Source organism: Candidatus Frankia alpina, from assembly GCF_902806485.1.
Taxonomy (GTDB): Bacteria; Actinomycetota; Actinomycetes; order Frankiales; family Frankiaceae; genus Frankia; species Frankia alpina.
The window spans coordinates 1-10,090 of record NZ_CADCWT010000182.1 but is presented as its reverse complement, the minus strand read 5'-3'; the positions used below and the strand labels follow the sequence as shown (position 1 = coordinate 10,090).

Sequence of the window (10,090 nt, the reverse complement as noted above, 5' to 3'; positions counted from 1 at the left end):
ACGAACTGCACGCGCCGCACGCGCACGGCGGTGGTGGCGGTGGCGGTGGCCCGGTGTCACTCGGGCGGGCGCCGCGCATCGGCGTCGGCGGCCCCGTGGGCAGTGGGAAGACGGCGCTCGTCGCCGCGCTGTGCCGCTCCCTCGCGCCGAGCCTGCGCCTCGGCGTCGTCACGAACGACATCTACACGACCGAGGATGCCGACTTCCTGCGCCGCGCCGGGGTGCTCGACCCGCGGCGGATCCGCGCCGTGGAGACCGGCTGCTGCCCGCACACGGCGATCCGCGACGACATCACCGCCAGCCTGGACACGGTCGAGGATCTGGAGGCCGACGCCGGCCCGCTCGACCTCGTCCTCGTCGAGTCCGGGGGCGACAACCTCACCGCGACGTTCAGCTACGGGCTGATCGGCCGGCAGATCTTCGTCGTCAATGTGGCCGGCGGCGACAAGGTGCCACGCAAGGGCGGTCCCGGGGTCACCCTCAGCGACCTGCTGGTCATCAACAAGACGGATCTCGCTCCCCTGGTCGGTGCGGATCTCGGGGTGATGGCCCGTGACGCGGCGGCGGCCCGCGGCACCCGTCCGGTGCTGTTCACGTCGCTGACGGCCGACCCCGCGGCCGGCGACGTGACAGCCTGGGTGCGGGCCCAGCTCGCCGACCTGTCCCCGCACGGCCCCCAAGGCGCCGCCCCGGCCGCCGCCGGGTAGGCCGAGCGGCCGCATCGCCGCGCGCCGGCCCCAGTCCGACCGCCGGACCAGCCCGCGCGGCCGCACGCCGGTCGCGCAGCGAGCGCGAGGGGAGCAGCGATGCCAGCAGCCGTGCCGGTGCACCGCAGGACGATCGACATCGAGGTCCGCCAGGCCGATGACCTGCTGGTCGCCCAGGCGAGGCTGCGTGACACCCGGCCCTGGCATCCGGACCCGGCCCGGGTGCTGCTGCACGACCTGGAGCTCGCCCTGCACGTGCGGACGGCGGACCTGACGATCGTCGCCGTCGAGTCGCGGATGAACGCCTTCCCGCACACCGAGTGCCCGCTGATCAGGCCGAACTTCGACCGCCTCGTCGGACTGTCGGTGCGCCGCGGTTTCACCCGCGCGCTGCGGGACACCGTGTCCGGCGTCCACGGCTGCTCGCACCTGCACGAGCTCCCCCGCGCCGCCGGCCCCACCATCATCCAGGCCACGCTGAGCGCCGCCGACGCCCGCCGCCGCGGCCCTCACCGGAACCTGCCACATCTGGGCGCCCGACGGCATCGCCATGCGGAAACTCGCCGCCGGCTGGCGCCCGGGACTCGACCCCGCTCACCGCGTACGAGCCGACCTGACCGCCCTCCGACCGGCGGATACATCGGCCGTCCCAACCGAAATGTCGGGACTTTTTCCACGCTGGGGGCGGCCACAAGATAGGAGAAGTACGGACTAATTCCTGCGTGTCGCGAGCACGACGAAATGCGGCGGAAATCGGTGGTCGAGCGCAGTCTCATAAGTGTTCCCAATCACCCCCATCCGTCTCCACTCACGCGACGCGGGAGAAACTCTCATGGCACTTGTCTGGCCCATTCAGAAGCCCGGTGACGCCGGACTCACCGTGCAGCTCGTGCAGTATCTTCTCGGCGCGCACGACCTGCGCGTTTCGGTTGACGGCGCCTACGGACCGCGGACCGCGGCCGCCGTGCGCGATTTCCAGACGCGGCATCGGCTGACGCCCGACGGGCAGGTCGGCCAGCAGACCTGGCCGGTGCTGATCGTGCCGGTGCGGTCCGGTTCGCGCGGCCAGGCCGTCCACGCCGTGCAGGACGCCTCCCACACGCTCGACCCCCACTACCAGCCGAAGCTGGCGCTGGACGGCGAGTTCGGGTCGCACACTGACGCCTGGGTGCGGCACTACCAGGGGGTGGTCCACGCTCTCGTCGACGGCGAGGTCGGCCTCACCACCTGGAACCACCTGGTCAAGGCGGACCGGGCAAGCTGACCGCGCCCGCCCAGCTCACCCGCCTGTCCGCAGACGACCGTCCGCGGGCGCCGAGCGGAAGACAGGTCGGTGCCTATTCGACGGTCTCGGGCGCGGTGAACGCCGGGACGGCCTGGATCTGCTGCCCGTGTGCAGCGTCGCCGTCGCGGCGGGCCAGGCCGTGCAGCAGCAGGCCGGCGAGCTTGGCGTAGGCGTCGGCGTCGGCGAGGCCCGTCTGGCGTTCGATCGTGCCCTGCTGGATGCCGACCATCGCGAGCGTGGCGACCTGCCCGACGAACCGCGCGTCGACCTCCCGGAAGACGCCCGCGGCCACTCCCTCGGCGACCAGGGTGCGCAGCTTCGCCGCGGCGATGCTGGTGTTGCGCTCGTAGATGGCGCGGGCCGGCGGGAACGCGGCGAGGTCGGCGCGGAAGGCCGCGGAGGCGGGGCGCAGCTCGGCAGCGACCCCGTCGAGGTAGCGGCGCAGCCGGTCGGCCGGGTCGGCGGCGGCGGCGAGCAGGCTGTCGTCGATCCGCTCGGCGGCGCTGCGGAAGAAGTGCACGACGACGGCGACCGCGAGCTGTTCCTTGCTGTGGGCGAGGGTGTAAAGCGTCGATTTGGAGCACCGAAGCCGGCCGGCGAGGTCCGCGAGGGTGAACCGGGCGAACCCTTCCACGAGGAAGATCTCGACGAGGGCGTCGAACAGGTCTGACTGGCGGCTGCTCCGCGGCCCACCAACCGTCGCCGCCGACCAGGTGTCGATGTCCCAGTTCACCGTCATGATCGATCAATTTACCCCAGCGCCGAACAGTACCGCGGTACTCGGTGCGGTACTGTCGTCTCCGTCGCGCGGTGAGCCCCGGGCGACTCTCGGTCCCTCGGTGCGATCCCTGGAGGCACGCCATGCCGGCCGAACGCCTACTCCCCTCTCCCGAGGCCGGCGAGCTGATCGACCTCGTCCGCACCATCGGCGAGAAGGAGATCGAGCCGCGGGTCGTCGACGACGAGGCCAAGGCCCGCTTCCCCCGCGAGGTCTTTCACATCCTGGGCGACGCCGGGCTGCTCGCGCTGCCCTACCCGGAGGAGTTCGGCGGCGGCGGCCAGCCCTACGAGGTCTACCTGCAGGTCCTGGAGGAGATCGCCTACCGGTCGGCGTCGGTCGCCGTCGGGGTGAGCGTGCACAGCCTGAGCTGCTTCCCGCTGGCCTACCACGGCGCCGAAGCCCAGCGCGAGGTCCTGCTCCCCCGCCTCCTGTCCGGCAAGCTGCTCGGCGCCTACTGCCTGTCCGAGCCGCACGCCGGCTCCGACCCGGCGGCGATGACGACGGCCGCCCGCCTCGACCCCGTCGGCGGCTACCGCCTGTCCGGGACGAAGGCGTGGGTGACGCACGGTGGCGCCGCCGACTTCTACACCGTCTTCGCCCGCACCTCCGCGGACCGCTCCGGGGGCATCTCCTGCTTCCTCCTCGACGCCGGCACCGCCGGCATGGACGTGCACCCGCCCGAGCACAAGATGGGCCTGACGGCCTCCCCCACGACCCAGATCGGCTTCGACGAGGCACCCGTGCCCGCCGACCGGCTCATCGGCACCGAGGGCAACGGCCTGCGGATCGCCCTCGCCGCCCTGGACGCCGGTCGCCTCGGCATCGCCGCCGCCGCGGTCGGCCTGGCGCAGCGCGCCCTCGACGACGCGGTCGCCTACGCCAAGGAGCGCCAGGCGTTCGGCAAGGCGATCATCGACCACCAGGGGCTCGGCTTCCTGCTCGCCGACATGGCCGCGGCCGTCGAATCGGCACGGGCGACGACCCTGGCCGCAGCCCGGCGCCGCGACGCCGGCCTGCCCGCCGGCAAGGCCGCGAGCATCGCCAAGCTCGTCGCCACCGACGCCGTCATGAAGGTCACCGAGGACGCCGTCCAGGTCTTCGGCGGCGCCGGTTACACCAAGGACTACCCGGTCGAGCGCTACATGCGCGAAGCCAAAATCATGCAAATCTTCGAAGGAACCAACCAGATCCAGCGCATGGTGATCAGCCGCCACCTCGCCCGAGGCTGATCAGAGGCCGTTTTCGCAGGTCAGAGTTCCAGTTCGGGTCCCGGCGGCGGTTCGGGCACTGCCGGGACGATGTCCGGCTGTGCCCGGTCCAGTCCGGCCGTTTCCGGCTGGCTGTGGCTGAGCCGTGGCTGGGAGGGCCCCGCGTCTGCGGCCATCGGAGCCTCGGCCGTCGCCTCCTCGGCAGCCAGGGCCGCGTCGATCCGCCGCCGGGCGGCCTCGTCCTGGCCGGAGATGCACTTCGCGTAGACGAGCAGGCATACCCGCACGGAGCGGCCTGCCCATTCCACGACCTGGGTGACCGGGACGCCGGCGTTCAGCCATCCGGACACGGCGGCGTGCCGCAGGTGGTATGGCCGTCGCGCCAGCGGCGATGCCTGCTCGGCTGGGGTGAGGGCAATCTCGCGGGCCTGCCGCCACCTCGCCAGGTATCGGATTGCCTTCACCGGCCCGTCCTTTCCTGACCGGAACAGCCGCCCATCGGCGGTAACGCCGAACGTGTCGACGTGGCGGCGCAGGATCGCAACCAGCCGGGGGTTCAACGGAACCGACCGCACCTCCCCCTTCGCGAAGGCATGAGTGCTGTCGAGGGTACTGGGATGGTTACCTCCAAGAACACGCTCGCGGCCGGCCAGTGCCTGACGTAGTTCGCGAGTGGCCTCGTCCACGCGGCCGGCTTGGCGGTAGGTGAGGCCGAGTTGGTGACGGCTGTCGAGCGTCTGTGGATGGTCCGCGCCGAGGACACGTTCACGGGCAGCGAGGGTGGGTTCGGCGTGGGCGAGGGCATCGCCGGTGGCGCCGATTCGTCGGTAGGTTGCGGCGAGTTGGTGGCGGGTGTTGAGGGCGTCGGGGTGATCGGCGCCGAGGAGGCGTTCACGGTCGGTGAGGGTGGGTCGCACGTCGCCGCGGCCGGCGTCGTCGAGGGCGGCGCCGAGGCGGTGGCGGCTTTCCAAAGTGGCAGGGTGGTCGGGGCCGAGGGTGCGGTGGCGGTCGGTGAGGTTCTGGGCGAACAGGTCCTGCACGTGGTCGATGTGGCCGGCCTGCTGGTAGGCGCGGGCGAGGGTTTCGCGACTGGTGAGGGTGTCGGGGTGGTCGGGGCCGAGGAGGCGTTCGCGGTCGGTGGCGTTACGTTCGGCCAGGTCGAACGGATCAGCCGCAGCCGCGCGCAGCTCCCCGCCGCCGATCGCCTCCGGATCCGCGGTAAGCAGCGGCAGCGGCATGGAGACGTCACCATGCGCGGCGAGCCGCAGCAGCTCACCGGCAGCCGGCGCGTCCGCGTCCAGGCGGCGCAGCGGCTCGGCCCACAGCGTCGCGGCGGTGACCCCGGGCCGGCCCGGCACCTCACCCTGACCGAGCACGACAGCCGGCCGGTCGATCAACGCCGCCAGGTACGTCTCCGCCGGCGCCCGAGCCCCGCGGATGCGATGCGCCGCCTGATCAAGAGCAAGTGGATGATCACCAAGCTGGCCGGCGATCCGCCCGGCAACCGCCCGGTCCACCGCCGGTAGCCGATCGGCGAGCAGAGCCACCGACTCCGACCGTTCCAACGGACCGGGCGGCACGACCACCCCGGCATCCTCCCAGTCGTCGGCGCGCGACGTCACCAGGATCCGACCCGCCCCCGTCGACGTCCGCAGCCAGCCTGGTAGCTCGACGGGGCCGGCCGCGTCGTCGAGGACAAGCAACCAGCGGCCGTCGGCGGCGTCAAGCCGGGCCAGGACCGCCGCCGGCTCCGCGTCCCGCGGCAGGCCCAGGGCGGGTGCGAGCACCCGCACCCGTTCACCGACCAGCTCCGGACGCCCCGCCGGCACCCACCACACCGCGTCGAACCCCATCCGCTGCCGGTGGACATACTCCACGGCCAGGCTCGACTTCCCGACCCCCGCCAGGCCCGTCACCGCGACCAGCCCGCCACCCGACATCGCCTCGTCGAGCCGCCCCAGCGCCCGCGCCCGACCGACGAACCGCGCCGAGGGCCGCGGCACGTTCCACACCACCGGCAACTCCCCCGGGAACACCGCTTCGCCACGGATGGCCTGCTGGTCAGGGAGACTCCGCCCCTCCCCGCCCTCCACCGGACCGACGGTGGACGGCGTACGACCGGGCGCCGCCTCCACCGGCCCGGCCTCGCCGCGCACCGCCGCGAGCAGCAAGGCCCGCGCGGCCAACGGGCTGCGCCCCACCAGATCGATCGGGACGAGCTGGCCGAGCAGACCGGGAATCGACCGGTCCGTCACCCGCGCAACCAGAAGCCGCCGCTCCCCATCCATGACCCGCGGGGACCAGGCCGCGCCCCACTCCGCCGACGCCGCCGGCGAATCCAGATAACCATCCGACACCACCGCAATCGTGCGCCGCGCCCGCTGCGTCACCCCATCCAGCCAGGAAACCCGATGAGTACCAGGCACCACATCCCAGGCACCGAGCGTGACACGGTGGCCGGCGCTCTCCAACGCCCCCGCGATCCACTCAGCCCAACCGAGCCCATCCGCGGCGCAGGACACGAAGACATCGAGAGCGCGACCATCACCCCCACCCGTCACCTGAACAGCATGACACAGTCACCCAAACCACTCGATCCAACGTGGGATCCGGATACGCTGGATAGGACAGCCGGCACGCGTTGACCAAGACGTGTGGAGTCGCAGGACAACAATCCGCCTGTGTGTCGCGGCAGGCCAGGAACATCGATCTTGGAACAGTCCCACCTGCGAACTACATGCTTGGACCGTTCGCCATGTCCGAGGCGATCTCGTTGATCTGACGGCGGAGGATGTGTAGGTCGGCGGTCAGATCCAGAGGGTGAAAAGTGATCGTCGTGCCGGTGGTGAGGGTGTAGGTGTGGCAGGCCTCGGTCGAGGTGCCGGCATAGACGACGTGACCCGCGGGCAGACCGAGGGCGGTGCAGTACGCGAGCAACTGGTAGATCGCGTCGGGGCTGTCCGCGTCTTTCTCGATCTTGTATTTGGCGTCGAGAACGGCGGCACCCCGGTTGGATATGCGCCGAAGACCTGGCGCAGCCGTGCCGGGTCGATCACATCGGTGCCCGCAGGAGTTGGCATTCCTCATTTCTAAAGGAACTTATCCCGCATATCCACACCGGTGCGGCTACACGCTTCGTTAAGCGCCGCCGGATGAAGACGCGATCGCGGTATCGACGCCGCTGCCACCACGCTCCCCCAGCCGGCGGCGCCGCCGGCTTCATAGGCCGGATGAGCCGGACGTCGGACCGCGACGCTCAGCGGGGTCCGCCCCGACTCCGGCCAGGTCTCCTCGACGACCTTGTGCAACTCACGGAGCACCAGTCTGATGTTCGGGTCGCGCTGGCGCCCCTCCCGCACGACCGCGCTGATTTCGCGCACACCGAAGTCGATATCCTCGGCGATCAGCCCTTCCAGGTGGGCCGGCACGGCCATCCGGGGCGCGATGGCCAAGGCCACTTCGGTCGCGGCGAGCTCACAGATGTTTCGTGCTCCGTCGACCCGGTGCTTCACCTTGGGGATGAACCCCGCGGCGTCGGCGGCGCGTTGCAGGGTGCCGCCCAGACCGGAGTCGGGGGCACCGGTCACGAACGGGATGGCGGCCAGGGCGATGAGGCCGCTCGTGCGGACGCGGGTGTGGTGTTCGCTCGGAGCCAGCAGGACGAGCGGCTCATCCAGCAGCCGCTCCTCGGTCAGTCCGCTCAGCGACGGCTGCTCTCCGAAGTGGTACCGGCAGGTGATCGCGACATCGAGCTCGCCGCGGCGCAGCATCCGCAACGCCCGCTCCGCCGTGGCCTGCTGGATCGCCAGCTGCAGGCCGGCCTCGTCGCGGACGAGCCTCGACACGACCGGGGCGGCCAGCATGGGGATGCCCATGTTGAACGACGCGATGCTGACGCTGCCCGCCACCCGGTCGCGGGTGGCGGCGACGGCGCTCATCGCCTCGTCGAGCGCGCTGACCACCCGGCGGACGTGCTCGACGAGGACGTCCCCGGCGGGGGTGAGACCGAGGGTGCGCCCGTCCCGGCGGAAGAGGATGACGCCGACTTCACTCTCCAGAACCCGTAGTTGCTGGGAGACCGCGGAGCTGGTGATGTTGCGACGTTTGGCCACCGCGGTGACCGTTCCCAGATCGACAAGGTCGCACAGCAGCATCACGCGACGCAGATCAAGCATGGGACACCAGCGCGCGATTCGAGACACGGGCCGGAGCAGCAACGCGCAGGGGCCCACGAACGTCGCCGGATATGGTCGGCACGGATCCTCATTTCCAGATCTTGGTATGACAGATCACCGTCCGCGGCGTCGCGGGCTCACGATGATCTGCCAATGCGTGGACACTGTTGTCGGGGCTGGTCACCGACAACAGGACGCACTGCTTGCGCGCATGAGGTCGACGTGGCGTCTGGCCACCAAGTCGAATGAGCGCATGAACCAAGACTACTGGACCCGGGCCAGTTTTTCTTCTATTTCGATTGATGTGGTAGAGATATCTCCCGCGGGTCCCGCAGCCGCAGCCGCTCGCGGAGCCGTCGTACGCCGAGGGGAAGGCACCCGATGCCTGCAGCAGCGGGATGACCTCGCGGTTGAACTCGGCGATCCCGTCGGGCAGCACGGGGATGTGGATGTTGAAACCGTCCACCGACCCGTCACCCCACCAGTCCAGGATCGTATCGGCCACCTGCCGCGGCGTACCGATCGCGAGGCGGTGTCCGCCCTCGATGCGGCGGACCAGCTGGCGGGGCGTGACCTCCTCGGCGGCGGCCAGCTCCACGATGTCGGCATGCCTGGCGGCCAGGTCGATCCCCGCGTCGGACGCGCCGGCCTGGGAGATGACCGGGTGGCCCTGCGGGCCGACGGGCACGTTCAGCGGGCCGGCGACGTCGAGCGCAGGTAGTGGCCCCAGTCGCCGAACCGGCCCCAGTGCGTCCCCGGCCAGGCCCACGAGCGCCCCGCCGAGCCGGTGCTGTTGATCGCGACACTGAGGTAGAGCCTGCGGTCGCTCATGACGCCTCCGATGCCGAGCGCAGCAGCAGCGGCAGGAGCTGCTCGCCCTGGCGGACGATCTCCTGCTTGTACGGCGTGTCCGAGAGGACGAAGTGGGTGATGCCGAGCTCGGCGTACCGCTGGAGCGCGGCGGCGACCTCGGCGGCCGTGCCGACCAGCCAGGTCGTCCCAGCGCCGCCGACCGCTTCTGGCCCGCCGCCCAGCGCGGCTCGAGCCGCTCGGCGAGCTGGCGTACCTTGGCCTCGGCGTCGTGCCAGGCATGCTCGGTGGTGTCGCGGACGAACGTGGTGATCCGAAGCCCGTGCTCCAGGGGCGGGTGTTCCCGGCCGAGCTTGTCCTGCAGTGCCGTCAGCCGGTCGATCCGCTCGGCGATGCCGTCCAGCGGCTCGGCCCAGAGCCGGCGGACGATGTGCAGGAACTCGCGGGTGCGGTCGTAGCGACGGGACGAAGGTGGTGGTGCGGGCCGCGAGGGCGGTGGCGACGGTGAAGGTGTCCGGCCGCCCCCAGCTCGTGCCGAGCAGCGCCCCGTCCCAGCCGTGCCGCTCCAGCAACAGACCCTGCTCGACCGAGAAGTCGAGGCTGCCCCAGCCCGTCCGCGGTGAAGTCACCCCGGTGTCCGGGTTCGAGGGTGTTGGGGATGTACCAGAGGAACTCGCGGCTCACGGTGGCTGCTCCGTTCGTGGGATCGGGTCAGGCCTCGGCCAGGACGGGTAGCGGGAGACCGAGCCGCTCGCGCAGCGTCGCGCCCGGCCTGGACGCGGCGGCCAGGGCCGCAACGACCTCGGCCAGGACGCTCAGAACCTGTTCCACCCCACCCGTCACGGCCAGTTCCAGCCCGTCCGCCGCCGCGGCGGCGACCACATCGGCCAGCCGGTCGGCGCTGTCGTCGGGGTGGGCCTCGGCCGGGGCGAACACCCGCAGGTCGCCGCGCCGCCGCCCCCGCGGGTGGCGCGGTCCAGGGAGGTCACTCGATGGGCCAGGTTGAACGACCCGCCTGGCCTGCGGGACGGTGAGGGCGGGGACCACGTGGTCGGCGAAGTCGTCGAAGCCGCCCGGAAACACGTCGGGCATGAGGTTGAACCCAGGGCCCCGGGAAGATCGTT

Annotated in this window: 12 protein-coding genes; 4 read left to right on the top strand and 8 right to left on the bottom strand. The window is 71.4% G+C overall.

Annotated features, from left to right (window positions below):
* Positions 1 to 5: 5 nt before the first annotated feature.
* From ureG to G6R25_RS17460, 3 genes are all read left to right on the top strand, one after another.
* Positions 6 to 707 (top strand): urease accessory protein UreG, encoded by a 702-nt coding sequence (gene ureG / locus G6R25_RS17470; protein ID WP_419469375.1) that lies wholly within the window; start codon positions 6 to 8, stop codon positions 705 to 707.
* A 99-nt stretch (positions 708 to 806) separates the two neighbouring features.
* Complete coding sequence (locus tag G6R25_RS17465) at positions 807 to 1,406, top strand: DUF2889 domain-containing protein (RefSeq protein ID WP_235948856.1); 600 nt, start codon at positions 807 to 809, stop codon at positions 1,404 to 1,406.
* Positions 1,407 to 1,539: 133 nt separating this feature from the next.
* A complete protein-coding gene (locus tag G6R25_RS17460; protein WP_163553847.1) occupies positions 1,540 to 1,971 on the top strand; it encodes a peptidoglycan-binding domain-containing protein in 432 nt (143 codons plus the stop codon).
* 73 nt (positions 1,972 to 2,044) lie between these two features.
* Here G6R25_RS17460 and G6R25_RS17455 read toward each other — a convergent pair whose 3' ends face one another.
* A complete protein-coding gene (locus tag G6R25_RS17455; RefSeq protein WP_163553846.1) occupies positions 2,045 to 2,731 on the bottom strand; it encodes a TetR/AcrR family transcriptional regulator in 687 nt (228 codons plus the stop codon).
* A gap of 122 nt (positions 2,732 to 2,853) precedes the next feature.
* Between G6R25_RS17455 and G6R25_RS17450 the strand changes: the two genes are divergently transcribed.
* Positions 2,854 to 4,002 carry an acyl-CoA dehydrogenase family protein gene (locus G6R25_RS17450; protein ID WP_163553845.1) on the top strand — a complete coding sequence of 383 codons (1,149 nt, stop codon included), beginning with the start codon at positions 2,854 to 2,856 and terminating at the stop codon, positions 4,000 to 4,002.
* A 20-nt stretch (positions 4,003 to 4,022) separates the two neighbouring features.
* Here the strand turns inward: G6R25_RS17450 and G6R25_RS17445 are convergent, their stop codons facing one another.
* The 7 genes from G6R25_RS17445 to G6R25_RS17415 all read right to left on the bottom strand — a co-directional run.
* Positions 4,023 to 6,542, bottom strand: coding sequence for a tetratricopeptide repeat protein (locus G6R25_RS17445; protein WP_163553844.1), 2,520 nt, complete (start codon positions 6,540 to 6,542; stop codon positions 4,023 to 4,025).
* A 172-nt stretch (positions 6,543 to 6,714) separates the two neighbouring features.
* Positions 6,715 to 7,068, bottom strand: coding sequence for an McrC family protein (locus G6R25_RS17440; protein ID WP_163553841.1), 354 nt, complete (start codon positions 7,066 to 7,068; stop codon positions 6,715 to 6,717).
* A gap of 2 nt (positions 7,069 to 7,070) precedes the next feature.
* Positions 7,071 to 8,156 carry a LysR family transcriptional regulator gene (locus G6R25_RS17435; RefSeq protein WP_205447200.1) on the bottom strand — a complete coding sequence of 362 codons (1,086 nt, stop codon included), beginning with the start codon at positions 8,154 to 8,156 and terminating at the stop codon, positions 7,071 to 7,073.
* Positions 8,157 to 8,244: 88 nt separating this feature from the next.
* The gene (locus G6R25_RS17430; protein ID WP_163553843.1) at positions 8,245 to 8,844 is read right to left on the bottom strand and encodes an LLM class oxidoreductase; all 600 of its coding nucleotides are present in this window, start codon (positions 8,842 to 8,844) and stop codon (positions 8,245 to 8,247) included.
* A gap of 2 nt (positions 8,845 to 8,846) precedes the next feature.
* Entirely contained in the window at positions 8,847 to 8,987 is a 141-nt protein-coding gene (locus G6R25_RS17425; RefSeq protein WP_163553842.1) for a hypothetical protein, read from the bottom strand.
* Positions 8,984 to 9,595: a hypothetical protein gene (locus tag G6R25_RS17420; protein ID WP_235948853.1), complete on the bottom strand. Its 612-nt coding sequence runs from the start codon at positions 9,593 to 9,595 to the stop codon at positions 8,984 to 8,986. Before G6R25_RS17420 ends, G6R25_RS17425 begins: the two co-directional genes overlap by 4 nt.
* Positions 9,596 to 9,677: 82 nt before the next feature.
* Positions 9,678 to 10,090: hypothetical protein (locus G6R25_RS17415; RefSeq protein ID WP_205447199.1), on the bottom strand; the 413-nt coding region annotated here is incomplete at its 5' end.